Annotated in this window: 4 protein-coding genes; all 4 read right to left on the bottom strand. The window is 38.6% G+C overall.

Features of this window, described 5'->3' with window-relative positions; translation table 11 throughout:
- Positions 1–93 precede the first annotated feature (93 nt).
- The 4 genes from ABVT42_RS06055 to fabD are packed head-to-tail and all read right to left on the bottom strand — an operon-like array spanning position 94 to position 18224.
- Positions 94–7152, bottom strand: coding sequence for an amino acid adenylation domain-containing protein (locus ABVT42_RS06055; RefSeq protein WP_353896092.1), 7059 nt, complete (start codon positions 7150–7152; stop codon positions 94–96).
- A gap of 34 nt (positions 7153–7186) precedes the next feature.
- Positions 7187–11974, bottom strand: a complete 4788-nt coding sequence (locus tag ABVT42_RS06050; RefSeq protein WP_353896091.1) for an SDR family NAD(P)-dependent oxidoreductase — start codon at positions 11972–11974, stop codon at positions 7187–7189.
- A 32-nt stretch (positions 11975–12006) separates the two neighbouring features.
- The gene (locus ABVT42_RS06045) at positions 12007–16896 is read right to left on the bottom strand and encodes an SDR family NAD(P)-dependent oxidoreductase (RefSeq protein ID WP_353896090.1); all 4890 of its coding nucleotides are present in this window, start codon (positions 16894–16896) and stop codon (positions 12007–12009) included.
- 56 nt (positions 16897–16952) lie between these two features.
- Positions 16953–18224 carry an ACP S-malonyltransferase gene (gene fabD, locus ABVT42_RS06040; RefSeq protein ID WP_353896089.1) on the bottom strand — a complete coding sequence of 424 codons (1272 nt, stop codon included), beginning with the start codon at positions 18222–18224 and terminating at the stop codon, positions 16953–16955.
- Between the last annotated feature and the right edge of the window lie 2 nt (positions 18225–18226).

Raw genomic sequence — 18226 nt, 5'->3', positions numbered from 1 at the left:
TCTAATTGGTGTTTCCTAAATAGTGACAGATATATGCTGTCTAAACTTTCTTCATCTCACCCATTATTACGGTGGGGTTACCGTTTATTATTATTAAAAGATATCTAAATCATCATAAATATCTTCTAGTTCACTTTGTGCCAGGTCTTTGGCACTAAAATCACTTGCAGTTTTTTCAACTTGTTGGTGTTCGACACAATAGTGAATAATATTATCTAGCGATTGGGAAAAATGTTGCCAGAATAGATCAACATCATTTCCTGTTAATCGACAACCATCAGCCAAGACTTCTAAAACAAGCTGTTCGTTTTGGATACTGGCAACAATATCCAGTGCTTTATTCAATGGCATATCGGGAGCGGAAGTAATTAAACGAGATACCGCTTGCACTGATTCTTTTGCATTTGATTCCGCTGACTCCTGCAAGCCTAAGAAGTTAAAACCTATCTGTCCACTAATTGCCAATGGAAGCTTTTTTCCTAGCGGCTGATTTAAACCATCTTTGCAAGTTAAATACTGATATAATCCAAATTGACGGTTATATTTTTGCGCCGTACGAATGGATTCTTTGATTTGGACTACGGCATCGTCTAAATTTGATGTATCGCCACCTCGAGAGTTAACCGACAGTAAAACCGGAAAAGCACAAGTAAACCAACCTACTGTACGACTGATATCAATATTATCTGCCATAAACTCTCGACCATGACTTTCCAATTCAATAATTAAATGTTGCGTTTCCTTCCAATCACTCAGTGCTGAAGCCAATGCTAATAATATCAAATGCTGGGTTTCTGTTGAAAAACTCTCATTAGCTTTGTCGAGTAACAAGCTTGTTTGTTGCGAGTTAAAGCGATAGGTTTTTTCGAACGCATCGCTAATGGTGCCTTGTGGTTGTATGGCAAAAGGCGCTTTAATTTGCTGACACATCTGTTCACAATCAAGCCAATATTGATTGAGATTATTTCTAGTTACTTGTTGAGCCTGCTCAACTAATTGTTGATTCCAAAACTGGAATGAATGTGTCTTTTGCGGAAGAGTTAATTGATCAATATTGATGACATCTTTGTCAACTATCTGACCAAGCAACTCACGTAAATCCTCAATTAATATATTCCATGATATTACATCAACAACCAGATGATGTATCGCAATACAAATTGCTTTTTCATTGGGTGTATTAATTAAACCAACGTTAATTAATCGCGCATCTTCTATTACTAGTGATGATTGCAATTTTTTAATAAACGATTCAATTTCCGAATCACTTTGGCAGTGATAAAACTCAACTGATGCTTGGTCAATGGGTAAAATATTTGCTTGCCATTGTCCATTTTGAATGACCCATTGTGTGCGTAATGCATCGTGATGTATTATTAATCGACTAAATGCTAATTGTAATTGTTCTGCTTGCGGTAATGTTGTCAGCTTTAAGTAAAGAGACTGATTGAAATGTTGATAACTAAAACTATCTGTCTCATTTAAAAATGCTTGCTGAATTGGATTGATCGCTAAATTACCCGTCACCGGAGATTGGTCAATTTCTAACTTTTGTTGTTGCTTAAGCTGTGAAGCGATATCAACAATCGTTGGATATTGAAAAATATCAGACATCTCTATGGTATAGCCCTGCTCTTGCAGCTTGGCAATTATCTGAATTCCCTTAATTGAATCGCCGCCTAACGAAAAGAAATTATCGGTAGTACTAATTTCTTCACGATTAAGTACCTCTCGCCACACATTAACCAGCAATTTCTCATTATCTGTTTCTGCCTCGGTAATTTCGCTTTCCTGGATTAGTGGATCAGGTAAGCGTTTAGTATCGACTTTGGCGTTTTGATTTAAATAAAACTGTTCAACAGGCGTAATCGCTCTAGGAATCATATAAGCCGGTAATCGGGATAATAACTGCTCCTTAAGCTTGCCTGGTTTAAATCCATCTACATCATCAACCACCACATAAGCATCGAAGCTGGTAATGTTTTTAGATGTGTTATTCTCAGTATCGGAATTAGTGGTGATAATACACTGTTGAATTTCTGGTAGTGCAAGAATGGCAGTTCGAATTTCTTCGAGCTCAATTCTAAACCCTCTAACTTTAATTTGATTATCGGCTCGCCCCAGATAAATGACATCGCCTTGGTAAGTCCACTTAGCAAGATCACCCGTCTTATAAATGACATCTCCTTTTATAAAAGGATTAGCAATAAATTTCTCTTGCGTTAAGTCTTGCCGGTTTAAGTAACCTTTGGCAACGCCAGCACCACCAATATAGATTTGTCCTGGTGTGTTTAATGGAACTGGTTTTAAGGCATCATCTAATATATAAATGTGAGTATTGCTTAGCGGTTTACCAATTGGCAAACTGGTTAATTCTGGATCAATCTCATCAACAGTATGAGTAATCGCGAAAACGGTCGACTCTGTTGGTCCATAACCATTGATAAGCTTTCCTGCACCTAGCAGGTTAAATGCTTTAGTAACATGCTTTAACGAAGCAGCTTCTCCACCAAACATTAAATATCTGACGGATTGCAGTTGGTCTAATAAATTATCAACCATCACATTAAAAAATGATGTTGTTGCAAATAACGATGTGACTTGATGTTTTTTTATTACTTGAGATAGCCTATCTAATTTGGTGATTTCCGCTTTCGGCATCACAACAAGCTGTCCGCCGTTCAGTAATGCGCCATAGATGTCCAAAATGCTGCCATCAAAAGCATAGTTAGAAATCAACAGACAGGTATCATTACTATTTAAATGTAGATAATTAGTATCACATACAACTCGGGTAACACTTCTTTGTGGAACAACAACACCTTTAGGTACACCAGTTGTTCCTGAGGTATACATGACATAAGCAGTCAATTCACCATTGAGTGGCAGAGCGGGATTATTTTCTGCGCAATCCTCTAAACATTTTGTTGCCAGATCTATTGCCTGAATTGTGGTTGCCAGTACCGGTTCGATTGCGCTCAATTCTGTTTGTTCAGCATGATAAATAATATGCTTTGCCTGACAATCATCAATAATTGCCTGATTTCGCTCTTGTGGATTATTGGTATCCAATGGGACATAAGCAGCACCCGTTTTTAAAACCGCCAGTATACTGACAATCATTTCTACTGAGGGTGTAAAAAATAAAGCTACCAAATCATTAGGTTTAACATCTTGCTGAATTAAATAATTAGCCAGACGATTGGCTTTTATATTTAGTGTCTGATAACTTAGCTGTTGCTCACCGAATATCAATGCAATTTTTTGGGGATTTTTTTCAGCTTGCTTCTCAAAAAGCGTACTTAAACTTTGCTCAGCCGGATAATTATTCTGTGTATTAACCCATTGGTTAAGCAACAAATCGTTCTCATCTGGTGATAGTAAAGAAATGTCATCGACATTTTGCTGCAATAAATTCTGGCTAACCAACTTATCTAATAAATTAGCAAACCTTCCAAGCCAATAAGCAATAGTGACATCACTCCAAAGGGCCTGACAATATTCAAAGTCAATTTTTAAACCATGTTTGTCTTTACGACATAAAATTGTTAAATCAAATTTAGATGTACCTGGGTCAATATCAATCGTATTGATAACATCATCATGATCAAGCCCCATATCTTCATTTTGGAGTACAAAGCAAACATCAAATAACGGATTTCTATCAGGCAATCGCTCTAGATTTAATGCATCAACTAAATCTTCGTAGGTGTAATCTTGATGGTCAAAGTCTTGCAACAATTGATGATGATGCTGTTTGAAATTATCCACCAAAGTCGCATTAGTATCAATTGAATGCCGCAACGCAAGTGTATTAACGAACATACCAACCTGGTTTTGTGTTTCAAGTAAACTACGTCCTGTCACCGGTGTTCCTATAACAATATCCTCGCCAGCACCATGTTTTGCCAAAAAGATTCGCGTACAAGCTAACAGTAATGAAAATAAGGTAATGTTGTTTTGCGTAGCCAATTGCTCCAACTGTCCCATCACGGTCTGGTTCAATTGCGCAAATTGCCGCTTACCCACAAAGCTTTGCATACTGGGCCGAGGGTAGTCGCAGGCCAAATTGGTAACGGGTATATCACCTTGATAACGCGCCAGCCAATATGACTGGTGCTGATGATAGCTTTCCGACTGTATATAAGTGTTATGCCATACAGCAAAATCAGGATATTGAAAAGGTAATTGAGCCAGAATATTCCCCTGAGCCAATTGGATATAATCCTGAATGATGATGCCCATTGACGAGCCATCGGTAATTAAGTGATGCATATCAAAAATCATAAATTGACGTCCGACATCACTCTTAATAAGTGCTACACGAATTAATGGTGGTTTGGCTAAATCAAAAGGTCTGATAAATTGTATTGCAATCTGGTTGAGTTCTTCCATGAGCCAGGCATTACTACTCTTTTGACTATTCGTCTGTTGATCTTTAATTGAAAAATGTTGTATTTCAAACTGGTGATTATCAGCGATAAATTGTAAGGGTTGCTGATCCTGCATGACAAACCCTGCTTTTAATATCCAATGACGTTGCATCAATTTTTCAAATGCCTGATAGAGCTTTTCACTATCAGGTAATTGATCAACTTCAACGGTTGCATTGACATTATAAACAGTTAAATCGGGAGTAATGGTATTTAACAAATATAAACGCTTTTGTGCGCTGGAGAGCGGATAATATTGTTGTTGAGGTAATCTCTCGATTCGAGTCGTACTGGTCTTATTGGCCAGTGCAGAATCAGCATGTTCGTTGTGTTGTAAACTGGAAGATAAATTAAACTTATCATCAATTTGTTGATAAAAAGAATGTAAGCTCTCAGCAGCAAGTAATGCCGAAATATTCACTTCAATGTTAAATAACAGATTAATTAACTGAATAATTTTCGCACCACCAATGGAATCAGCACCAAGCGAATATATATTTTTACTTAAATCAACCGTTTGATATCCGGTAACTTCGCTAATAAGGCGTTCAAAAATAAATACAGGCAACGATGGTATGGATTGTTCCATACTGCTGTTAACCTGAATCGATTCTACAAGCTGGGTATATTGAGCCTTTAATTCAGTTAAAAGATGCTGTCTGTCAATTCCACCTGATGCTTCTGCATCTAGACCATTGTCACTTTCAACAGTGACAAAATTATTGGTTGATGAGGAAGATTGCTGGTTTTGTTTAGCGCTAGCAATCACCGATTCGTCCCAGAAACGTGTGAGTAAAAATGGTTGTGCAGGTAGATGTACTCGATGATAGGTTTTATCGGTATAAACTTTTGCCCATTGTACCTGAGCTCCTGCACAGTAAAGCTTAGCGAGATTCATTAGATTTTCACGACGCTGCGCCGGTAAAATCTGTTCTGCTAAATAAAATTGAGTGCTGAGTTTATCCAATTCCGATGGTTTTTTGCCACGGTAATGATTGAATTGATTATTAGCAATAATGCCGTTGTCATCATTGCTAATTAGACTTTCGTTTGTTTCTCGGCTTTGATTTTCTATATGATCAAGTAATTCGCTCAATTGACTGAGTAATTCTTGATGGGAACTGGCAATAATGGCAAAGCGCTCAGTATAATGTTCTCGTCCGACATTTGCTGTAAAACAAATATCTTTTAAAGGTACTGATAAATTATGCTGAATAAAATCGCGATAGCGTCTGATTTGTTCAGCCATCAATAAGTTACTGCGTGCAGAGATTACAAACAATTCCACTTCAGATAAGGTTTGTTCAGATACCACTGTAGATGAGTGATATTCTGACAGAATCAAATGACAGTTGGTGCCGCTTAAACCAAATGAGCTGATTCCCGCAATTCGTTTTTGTTCAGGCTCAACCAACCATGGAGTTAATTGATTATTGACATAAACTGGGCTATTACAAAAATCAATAAACTGATTGGGCACTTCAAAGTTTATACTGGGCGGTAGCTGTTGATGCTTAAGACTGAGTAGTACCTTCATCAATGATGCTAAGCCAGCAACACCAACCGTATGTCCAATATTAGATTTAACTGAACCTATACCACAAAATTGTTTTTTCTGTGTCTTTTTGGCAAATGCACCAATTAGTCCTTTAATTTCAATAGGGTCACCCAAGTGAGTTCCGGTTCCGTGAGACTCGATATAAGAAATATCACTCGCTTCGACTTGTGCTTTCGCCCATGCTTTGAGTATTACCTCTTGTTGAGCTTTTGCATTGGGCGCGGTAATTCCATTCGTTGCACCATCATTGTTCATTGCCAGCGCATCGATAACCGCATAAATTGAGTCACCATCAGCAACCGCTTTATCGATTGATTTAATCATCAAACTAACAACCGCTTCACCCCAGACAGTACCGCTGGCCTGTTGATCAAAAGCTCTAACTTTTGCTTCTTCATTTTCAATTTCATCAACAACTTTTGCGGTGGGTGTTAAGTATAAATTGGCGGCACCCACTAATGCTGTATCGCAATCTTTACTATGTATTGCCTTTATTGCACTATCTAATGCCGCTAAACCCGAAGAGCACGAGGTATCAACGACAACCGCCGGACCTCGTAAATTAAGTAAAAACGAAATTCGGCTGGCAAGAACCGCAGTCCAGGATCCAGTAATACTGGTAAAATCAGGTTGTGCTAGAAAATCGAGATAATTACTGATGTAACGGTGCGTATGATCGTTACCTACATAGACGCCAGTATTACTGTTTGCAAATGCGGTTTTTGCATAACCGGCATCTTCGATAGTTTCAATGAATGATTGCAACAATAAGCGATGATAAGGATCCATATGTAGGGCAACAGTCGGCGGAATATTAAAATATTCCGCATCAAACTGATCGATCCGCTCTAAAAAGCCACCTTGGAAAAGCGGCATGCCATCTACCACATTATGCGACATATCGGTTTGTCGAGAACCAGGAAATTCTCGAATACAAGACTTACCCTGTGCCAAATTTAACCAGAACTCATCTTTGTTATCAGCAAAAGGAAAACGACAGGCTATGCCCACAATGGCAATAGCCGGTAGTTCCGTTTTACTGCTTGCCTCTATCACTTTTAGATATTGAATGGCACTTTGTTTGTCCAACAAATTATCTTTTACCTGGGTTAGCAGGTAGCGATAAAGATCTTTTCTGATTTCCTCGTTCGTTTGTGTCACAGTCGCTTTTCCAATCAATAATGCGGTTGTTTGCTTATAAGTTTTTTAAGATATCTTCAATATCGCCATCATCAGAGACAGCTTTATCTAAAATATTTTCCCAATCCTGATCCGACTTGGTTTCAGCCACCTCTGTATTTTCAGTCGCTTCTTCACTAAACCCAAGTTTTTCGTTCAGGTACTGCGCCATTTCATCAATCGATGGATAGGAAAAAATATCTGAAATATCAACGTGACCTTTAAAGCGCTGTTCCAGTACCTTTAACAATTGCGCGGCAATCATTGAGTTACCACCCATATCTTGAAAGCTCTTAAAGACATCAATTTCCTGCAATCCAAGAACCATTGCATAAACTTTAGCTAAATCCAGTTCAATTGGCGAAAGCTCATCGACACTCTTACCTCGAATATCAACTTCAAAAGTATCAAAATCAATTTCAGCACCACCTTCTTCTTGTTTAGCCAAACGTACACGCCCTGCCAATTCCGTCGATAGAGCGAAGGGTAAATCATCAATTACTGAATTTAAAAACTCAGGATTTATATCAGTCGGTATAATGCCACTGGCTTTGGCTTTAATGATTTTTTCCATTTGCGCAAAAGCATCTTTGGATGCAATGGATTTAAATGGTGTCATTGAATCATCAACCGCAAAATCAACAGCCATACCTACATCGTTCCAACTTGGCCAGTTAATCGCAATAAATCGTTCATCGTTAGTTGCAATACTATCCATATAGGCATTAGCTGCAGCGTAATCCCCCTGCCCTTCACCACCAGTTACCGCCATAATTGACGAAAATAAAATGGCAAACTGTGTTTCAGGTTTTACAAAATGTGTCAGTAAATTTTCAGTACCCGTAATTTTAGGTTGGAGTACAGTTGCAAAGTCAGCGTAGTTTTTACGCAATAAATAGCCATCACCAGCAACCCCTGCGGCGTGGAAAATTCCGTCTATGGCACCAAGTTCTTGTTGAATAGTTTGGGCAATGTCAACAACTTGTTGAGAGTTAGCAATATCTAATTGCAAATAGCGAACTGATAAAGATTTACGACTTAGTTCGACTAATTGTCTGGCAATATTAATTTGTTTCATAGACACATTGGCATCAGAAGCTGTTGCTAATGCCTGCCATTCTGATTCTGCAGCAAACGGCGAACGACCTACCAGCAGAATATTAGCCTTAACTTGTTGGGTAATGTATTCGGCCAGTTTTAGTCCTAACCCACCTAATCCGCCGGTAATTAAATAAGTACCATTTTCTTTAAATGCATGACCTTCAATTTCTTTCACTGGCTGGTGATACAATTCTCTGATTAACCAAGTTGAATTTCTGCTGGCAAGAATTTTTCCGGTTGCCAAATGTAATAACTGGGTCAGTTGTGAATGGTCGAGTTGTGATAAAGGCTGTTCTAAATCGCAAACACGCACAGGAATAGCGGTATTTTCCATGCCCATTGTTGTTGTTAGCAATGCCAGCGAATTGAACTCAGCATTCTCTTTTGCCTGATTATCATTAACCGAAAATGCCTGATTACCGATTAAATTAATACCCGCAGACAAGAATGGCTTTTCTTCGGCAATGGCTTTGGTTAAATGAAATATTGCATTATGAAACGCTAACTGTACAGCCGTTTGTTTATGATCTACATAAAACAAGATACCTTGCGAACCTTTAAAGTCATCGTTTTTGAACAGTGAGATAAAGCCAGCAGTAGAATTTGGTAATTGACCTGATTGATATGAAGCATCAGTTTCACCAGCACACAATTGAACGACTTGAATATCAATATCAGCAACTTGCCACTGAGTTAATACGCTCGTATCGGTGTGCTCATCAACAATTACGGTGAGTTTTTTAAGCGAAACATTTTCACTTTGGCCTTCAGCTTGATTAAAAGGAACCCAGCGAGACGCTAAAGAATCAACTTGAGTATTCGCTTCAAAATCAAAGCTGTGAACTTTTTTCGTATAATAACCTGCCGCAACCGCTATAACTTCGCCGCTTTCACTTAATAAAACCACATCATATTGGTTTGTTTCGTTATTAACGGACGGATCTTTGGAAGGATTTAAGTGCGTTAATAACGTATACATTTTGGGCTGGAAATCACCAAAAATCTTAAATGATTTATATAAGAAAGGTAAATAAGTTTCACCAGAGTCTTGGCTGGTGAGATTCATTGCATTGTCTAACATAGACGGATGCACTTTGAACTCATTGAGTTCGCCAGTAAACTCAGACGGCAATACCATTGAACCCAGGGTGTCATTATCAAATCGCCAAGTTGATCGAATGGTATCCCAATGTGGTCCAAACTGGAACACTCCCGTGTCATTACTACCGTCGTAAACCTGTTCACCATCAACAGCTTTATGTTTGATAGGGTCAATCGGTTGCGCATCTGGTTGAGCTTCAGATAGCGCTTTGATTTTACCTTCAAAATGGGTTTGCCAATTGGCAGATTTTTCATTTTGTTCGGTACTTTCAATCAGAACATTTAAGTCACCCGATTCTTTTTGTTTTGTTAAACTGATACGAACTTTTTTCGGGTGTTTATCTTTAACAATCATTGGCTGTAGGAAGTACAAGTCAAATAATTCTTGATTTTTCCAACCCAAAGCAAGCGCAACACAAGCACGAGTCATTTCAATATATGTGGTACCAGGTATTACACTGTCATGCATGATTTTATGATCAGTTAATACCCAGAGTTTTTCACTGCGGAATACCGCTTCATATGTCCACTTATTTTCTGCTTGCTCGGTGCACCGATCAATTAACGGATGGAGTTTTTGAATAACATCAACATAACTGCTTTTCTTATCTTTCGCCCAGAATCTTTTTCTTTCAAAGGGGTATGTTGGTACAGAAATACGCTGACGTTTTTCTTGTTGATAGATATCACGCCAGTTAACTTCAGCGCTATTTGCATAATTTTCTGCAATAGAAGTTAACAATTGTTTATCTTGACTATTCAAAAAGCTGGTTAACGACTGGTTTGCTTTATCGGTGAGTTCTTTTTTATTTTTTTCAGTGATCTCACCAGCGTCAAGTTGCTTTTTCTTATCGCTAACAATTTGATGAAAGCCAAAAGCAACATTTCCGACCAATTGGCTTTCACCACTTTCGATCAGTTGTTTTGCAGTCATTAACCCATCGATAATTTCAGCTTGAGTACTAGCAACAATTGCCACTCGATATTCATAATGACTTCGACCTGTTGCAGCGGTATAACATAAGTCAGCCAGCTCCCAGCTTTTTTCATTACAATAACTGATATAGCGTTCAATATAGTCACCTAATAGCGAAAGTTTTTTGGCCGAAACGGGTAAACAATATTGAGCTTGAGCAGACGCTAAAGTTTCTCTTACCGGCGCTTCTTCAACGACCATATGACAATTGGTATGACTAAAACCGAATGAGTTAATTCCAGCACGTCTTGGTATGCCGCCAGTTTCCCAGGGCTGTCTATCATTAGATACGTATAAAGGCGAATAAATAAAATTAATATACGGATTAGGTGCATTAAAATTGATCATAGGCGGTAATTCTTTGTGCTTCATCGCCAAAATAATTTTAAATAAACCGGCTGAACCAGAAGCACTTACCAGATGCCCCATATTGGGTTTTAAAGTACCTATCGCACAAAATTGCTTCCTATCGGTAAATTGTCTAAATGCGCTGGTCAATCCTTTAATTTCAATAGGGTCACCCAATACAGTACCTGTTCCATGTGCCTCAATATAAGATAATGTCTCTGGATTGATATCAGCATTTTTCCATGCTCTAACAATAACCTCTTCTTGTGCATCAGCATTGGGCGCGGTTAAACCATTTGATGCACCGTCATTATTAATGGCGCTGCCTTTGATTACCGCATGAATATTATCACTATCGCGCAACGCTTTAGATAAAGGTTTTAACATGACAAAACCGATACCTTCACCCCAAACTGTCCCGTTGGCAGCATTATCAAAAGTACGCACAATACCATCGTGAGATTCAACAGAATCCATATTCATAATGACTTGTTGGCTCGAGCTGAACTCACCCGACATCACAACATTAATTCCACCAGCTATGGCCAGGTCACACTCACCATCTTTCAGCGCAGTTGCGGCCATATGAATTGATACCAAACCTGCAGAGCAAGCGGTGTCGACCATCATGCACGGCCCGCGGAAATTAAACAAATAAGAAATTCGGCTTGCTATAATACTTTCCCACGACCCGGTTAGCTGCATTGGATCGGGTTCAGCATAATATCGATATAAAGAGAAGTTAGTGGTCTCTTTACCAATATATACGCCGGTACTTGTGCCATTTAATTGTCCAGCCCCATATCCTGCATCTTCAATCGTTGCCCAAGCTGTTTCTAGTGCGATCCGCTGTTGCGGATCCATGTAAGTTGCTTCTGTTGGTGGTAAACCAAAAAACTCGTTATCAAATTTATCAATATTATTTAAATAACCCGCCTTGGCGTAAAGCTCATCATATTCATCAGGTTCAACCGCTTTGCCTTTCAACAGCTCCATAAAATGAGGATTGCACACAAAGTCTGTAAAATCACGTTTACGTTCCAGAGGAAAATCTCGAATACAATTTACGCCACTTCTAACCAGGTTCCAGAATTCGTCAACATTATCAGACATCGGGAATTGCCCCGACATACCAATAACTGCGATTTCCTGATTTTGTTGGCTCGCCTGAGTTGTCAATTCTGCCAAATACTGCTTTGCTTCACTTTGAGAAATAGTGTTGCTTGCCAGTTGTTTTAATATAAAGCTTTTTAACGATGCTTGCTGTTGAGAAGCCATTTAATTATTTCCTACTTAAACGGTTGGGTTCATTAAAAATATTGTTGAGCTGCTTCGACTGATATTTCACCGCGAGCAATTTTTTCTAAAATATCATCAATATTTTTATCTTCCTGAATATCAGGTTGTTGACTCTCTTTTTGGTTATCTTCAAATTTATTTCTAAAGAAACCAGCTTGACTATCTACCGTTGTATGAGTAAACAGATCTGCCATATCAATAGTATTGGGATATAGGCTTTCATATTCTCTAAACAGTTCGATAGTCAATACGGAGTTGCCTCCAAGTTCATTAAATTGAGAGTCACGACTTAGTTCACCAACACCTAGAACTTTTGCCCAGATACCAGCGACTTGTGTTAAATATTTATCTGCATCATCGCCATCAACAAGTGTCACCTTGGTGACCGTAGATGACTGTTCACCTTCGCCCGCCGCTTTATTTTTAAGTGCCTGGTGCTTAAATCGTTTACCAAGCTGATCAGAAATTGTTAATCCTTGACGAGTAAATACATCTGGGTCAGCTTGTGTATTTAACTCGGATAAAACAATAGCCGACGGTAATTCATTGGTGTGAAATAAGACCTGATCAATAGCTGCCAAAGCATCTTTAGTATTAATAGGTTTAAATATTTCATTTTCATCGACCGCATTGTATTCGACCGCTATTCCTACTTCACGCCATGCGGGCCAACCAACCGAAACACCCGGTAAACCCTGTTCTCGGCGATACTGTGCCAAACCATCTAAAAAGGCATTTGCCGCAGTGTAATCACTTTGTCCTGCGGCTCTTAAAATAGTCGCAACCGAAGAATAGCAAATGAAAAACTTCAATGGTTCTTGTAAGGTTAACTGGTGTAAATGCCAGCCACCTTTTATTTTAGGGTCAACTACTTGAGAAAAAACTTCGCTGGTTTTGGTTAACGCAAATCCGTCGCCAGCTCGACCCGCTGCATGAACAATACCATCGATTTGGTGAAACTCTTGTTTGATTGTATTAATTGATTGCGCAACAAAATTTGCATCAGCAATGTTACCGCTAAAAATTCTTACTTCACTACCTAATTGACGAATCTCGAGCAACTTTTCTAGTTGTCTTTTTAGTTTTCCGTCTGTTGCATCGCTATCGATAGCCAGATTCCAGTCTGATTCTGCTGGTAACTGACGGTGGACTAATAAAGCAAACTTAACTTTCGCCTGTTTGGCGATATGTACCGCCAGTTCAAGCGCCAAAGCGCCGACGCCGCCAGTTATCAAATACACATCACCCGGTTGATAGTAACTTTCATCATTTTTTGCAAACTGATCTAAACGGGTATAACGTAATCTTTCTCGATTAACTTTTTTACTGGTTAAACTAATCATCGGATAATCAACACCGGAAGCTAACGCCGAAAGGATTCTTTGGCTTTCCAGTTGTTTATAAAAATCAATAATCTGAATTTTTAATTGTGGATTTTCCAGTTGTAAAATCTGAATCAATTCGCGCGCGGCCAAATTAATTGGATTAACCATTCCTTTATGATCATTCTGTAATGTACTCTGAGTGACAAACAAAATTCTCCCAGACAATGCAATTCGCGATTTAACAATGTTATTAATTAAACTCACTAATTGATAAAGTGATTGATTCGATTGCTCAACACTAGTTTCATTCAATGCCAGCTCACTGAGGATAATAATATCATCCAATCCCTTATTAACTTGCTGTGACAGAATTTCAGTGAGTTCAGCTTCGATTTTTTCTACCGACTTATCATTCAGATTTAATAACTGACTACTTACACCAGCAACATGTAACTGAGTGAGTATTTCGTCGTTTAGTTGCGGTTGATTACTAACCAGCAACACCTGCTTATTACTCAGTTGCCCCGGAGAGACACGCTCATTAAACGCGTTCAAATCAAAGTCTACTGCGTCCGGATTAAATGGTTTAGAGCCTATAGTAAAAGCATCAATTCTGGTCTTTGGCTGTGTAAATTTTTCAGCTTCCGGAACATATTTCACATTATATTCTGCAACCGAGGCAACAACATTGGCTTCACTATCTAAAAAGTGTATCGAAAATTTTGCTAAATCATTGGTTTTTGATTCAATCGGCTGTATATAGACATAAAACACACTGGGCAGTTGTGCATAAACAACAAAATCAGTATAAGATAATGGTAAATAAAGTCCTTCACTTTTAATTAAATGAATAGCAGAGTTAACTGCAGTATCAAACAATGAAGGATGATAAAAATATAACCCTTCATCACTTTTAAATTCTTCAGGCAAATGTAGTTTTACCAGTACTGAGCGAGTAGCAGCATTTTGGGTATCATCATACCACCCCATTTCTGCACATTTATTCCAGCGATCACCGATTTCCAAACCTCGAGACTTATCTTCATTTGCATCGAAATGGAAAGCTTCACCGGTCATTATTCTTTGTATATTAATCTGACTGGCTAATGTTGCTTGATGCTCATCATAGTTAAGATCGATAGTTGCAGCGGCGTGAGTGATCCACTCGTCATTTTCAAGAAGCTGATTAAGTTGCGCAGTAGATGCATTCTGATTAATCAACTGACTACTGATTTCAACTTCAATAATTTGATGATTCAGTTTTAACTGAACATGCACGCGACGTTGCTCCTTTGAATCAACAACCAACGGCGAAAAAAACTGCACTTTATTAAAATGGAGCGATTTAAAGCTCTCAAGCTGACAAGCTTGAAATGCTTGTAACATCATTTCTACATAACAAGTACCCGGTAAAATATGACTGCCTTTAACTTTATGATCGGCCAGTTCCCAGTGGGTATCTACAGATAACACACTTTCGAAAACACGAATATGGTGAGAGTTTAATAATTGACCTTGTAGTAAAGGACTGCTCAATATTTGTTGGTAGCCATGACGGATGACATTATCACCTTGATGTTTAACCCAACACCGTGTTTTATCGAATGGATAAACAGGCAAAGGTATGCGATTTAAAGATTTCGCATCAAGGGCATTTTTATTTGAACTATAATATTGTCGCCAATCAACATCTTGCTGCTCAAGATAGCTGACAAGAATCGAATTTTCGTTAGTTATTTTTGCTGGTAATTTTTGTTCTAACGAAGGATATATAGCAGCAGAATAATAAACACCCTCAACAGATTTAAGCAACTGCTCGAATTGATCTTTATTTTGCAGAATAAAACAACGCGACACCTGAGTCAGCAAATCGAGAAGTTGATCGACTTGTTTAAAAGTGAAAACCAAACGCTTTTCGAAATGAAAACGGCCAACTGCTGCCGTATAGCAAACATCACCAAGCCATTGATTAATCAATGTTGTATCTATTGTTTGCCCGTGTTGTAACACATATTCGTAATATAGCTGGACTAACTGAGCCAAACTACGATTATTTTTGGCCGACATCACCAAGCAATGAGATACTTGATGGGCGCTCTTCTCAAATGATTCATCAGGATTATTCGATTCACTTTTGTTGCTAATATAATGCTGTGACAGGTTTTTTTCTGAACGTAAAATCAAATGACAATTGGTACCGCTCAAACCAAATGAATTGATACCGGCTATCCAAGATTCGTTAGCCGCCGCATCTAAAGGTTCAGCATTTGCGGCAACATAAAAAGGCGAATCAATAAAACTAATCGCTTGATTAGGTACATTAAAGTGTAAACTGGCCGGAATAGTATTATGCTGCATGGCTAAAATCACTTTGCTCAAGCCAGAAATACCAGCCGCATTATCGAGATGACCTACATTGCTTTTAACGCTACCTATTGCACAAAACTGGTTTTTATTTGTGTAATGCTGAAAAGCTTTCTCGAGACCTTTAAGCTCCACCGGATCACCCAACTTTGTTGCCGTACCATGCGCTTCAATATAGCGATAATCTTCAGCAGTAATACCTGCATCTTGCATAGCTTTTAAAATCAGTTTTTCTTGAGCGGCACTATTTGGGGCAGTAATACCAACTGAGCTGCCATCTTGGTTGATTGCACCACCCAAAATTGTTGCATAAATAAAATCACCATCCGCTTTGGCTTTTGCATAAGATTTCAAGACAAAAATCCCAGTTCCTTCACCGATGGTCATACCGTCACAATCGTTGTCGAAGGTTTTATTTTTGCCATCGGCCGCAAGATTTTCTTTAATGTCTCTAACGCCCACATCACCCAGGTGCTTACTATGAAGTAATGGGACAAAATCGATCTTGATACCACCAGCTAATGCCATGTCGCATTGTCCACTGCGAATCGCCTGACTTGCCTGATAAACTGCAACCAATGATGATGAGCAAGCCGTATCGATCATCATAGATGGACCAACCAAATCCAATTGATAAGCAATACGACTCGCAATGATGGATTTAATATTTCCAACCACTGCAATTTCAGAGGCATGAGGAACATGGGTATTAATAAATTGGTCATATCCATCACCAAAATCCTGGCTAAAGCCAATAAAAACGCCGGTATTGCTACCTTTTATTTCTTCGCAGGCATAACCAGCATTTTCTAATGCACTCCAAGCCGTTTGTAACAATATACGCTGATTGGGATCCATCACATCAGCTTCAGAACGTGATAACCCAAAAAAGGCGTAATCGAATTCATCAATTTGCGAAAGGTAACTAGATGACAAAAATTGTTCAGAAAGATCATTAAATGCTATGCCCTTTGCGCTAACTAAAGACTCTACATCCTTTTGACGCACTTTAGGGAAATGACGAATACCAGTTTTCTGACTAATTAGCTGTTGCCAGAATGCATCACTGTTTTCAGCCGAACCAATTTGAGTAGACATACCAATAATGGCAATCTGATTTTCATGCGATCGCTCTGTGACTATTTCAATATGGTTATCATCTTGTGCGCTATCAATCACAAGTGAATTTAAGTCAATATCATCTATGTCCATTTGTTTACCTTGCTCGTTGATTACTCAATTAAAACCTCGCCATTATTTACAATTACTTATTTAGCATTAGCCAATTGAGGTAGGATCTGTTCAACGCTTTGCTCAAATCCAGCGCTACGAATGACTTGATGAACTCGTTGATATTGTTCTTGTTTATCGACTTGTTTCGTATCCATTATTTTTACCAGCAGTTCGAAAGCTTGCTGAATCTGGGCATCACTAGGCACTTTATTTTGCTCAGTTGTTTGCTCATAAATTTCTTTCATTTGTTGGTAAGAGGCAACCACACCATTGTTATATTCAGTTTCGTCCCAATTTTTATTACGCGTGCTAACCGCAGTAGCCATTAATTTTCCGATTAAATCTGGCTTATTTTTCCAGGCAGCAATTTCATCGGCTAATTCTTGAGTTAACTTTTCACTATCTTCTTCTGAATCGAGAGCATAAGCCGATAGTTCTGGTGCAATCGTTTGGTTGATTTTTTTCAATACGTCTTTTGGACCTGCTTCGATAAATGCGGTCATACCATGATTCAATAAATAGTTAACCGATTCAGACCAACGAACCGGACTAATAATTTGCTGCACTAATGAATCTTTGATTTCATTAAGATCAAAATAAGGTGCGGCTTTAATATTAGCGATTACCGGCACATTCATTTCACTTAATTGAATATCGCTTAATACTTGTTTAAAATCATCTGCTGCTTGCTGCATATAAGGCGAGTGAAATGCACCACTCACATTCAATTTAATTAACGCACCACCTAATTCTTTTACGTTATCTGTCAGTTCAGCAATTGTTCCTATATCACCTGACAAAATATGTTGTTCTGGCGCGTTGTAGTTAGCAATAATAAACTTTTTACCAAACTCAGCTGACTGATTACACACACTGATAACCTGTTCTTTGTTCAATTTGGTGATTGCATACATGCCAGTTACCTGGTCGTTACCGCAATTTGCCATTGCCAAACCTCTGGCTCGCGCAAGTTTTAACCCATCTTCAAAAGTTAAAACACCACTGCAAACTAATGCTGACAGTTCACCTAAACTATGGCCCGCCATATAGTCAGGACGAATATCAGTTTGTGACTGTAACAACTGATAAGCAGCAACACTGGTTAATAACAGCGCTGGCTGTGTATTTTCAGTACTGTTAAGTTCATGTTTGTCACTTTCGAAACATAACCGAGCCATGTCGGTCCCCAAAATATCACTAGCCTGTGTAAAACAGTCTTTAACAATTGAATAGTTGTCATAGATTCTTTTACCCATGCCAACATATTGGGAACCTTGTCCGGAAAATAATATTGCTACACGCTTCATTG

The organism is Aliikangiella maris (assembly GCF_040719265.1).
Classification (GTDB): Bacteria; Pseudomonadota; Gammaproteobacteria; order Enterobacterales; family Kangiellaceae; genus Aliikangiella; species Aliikangiella maris.
The sequence above is the reverse complement of the archived record's forward strand: the minus strand, read 5'-3'. Positions and strand labels throughout refer to the sequence as shown.

Bases quoted from the DNA above. Each gene is read 5' to 3' on its own strand.
- ABVT42_RS06050 (WP_353896091.1), bottom strand. From the start codon at position 11,974: ATGGCTTCTCAACAGCAAGCATCGTTAAAAAGCTTTATATTAAAACAA.
- ABVT42_RS06045 (WP_353896090.1), bottom strand. From the start codon at position 16,896: ATGGACATAGATGATATTGACTTAAATTCACTTGTGATTGATAGCGCA.
- fabD (WP_353896089.1), bottom strand. From the start codon at position 18,224: ATGAAGCGTGTAGCAATATTATTTTCCGGACAAGGTTCCCAATATGTT.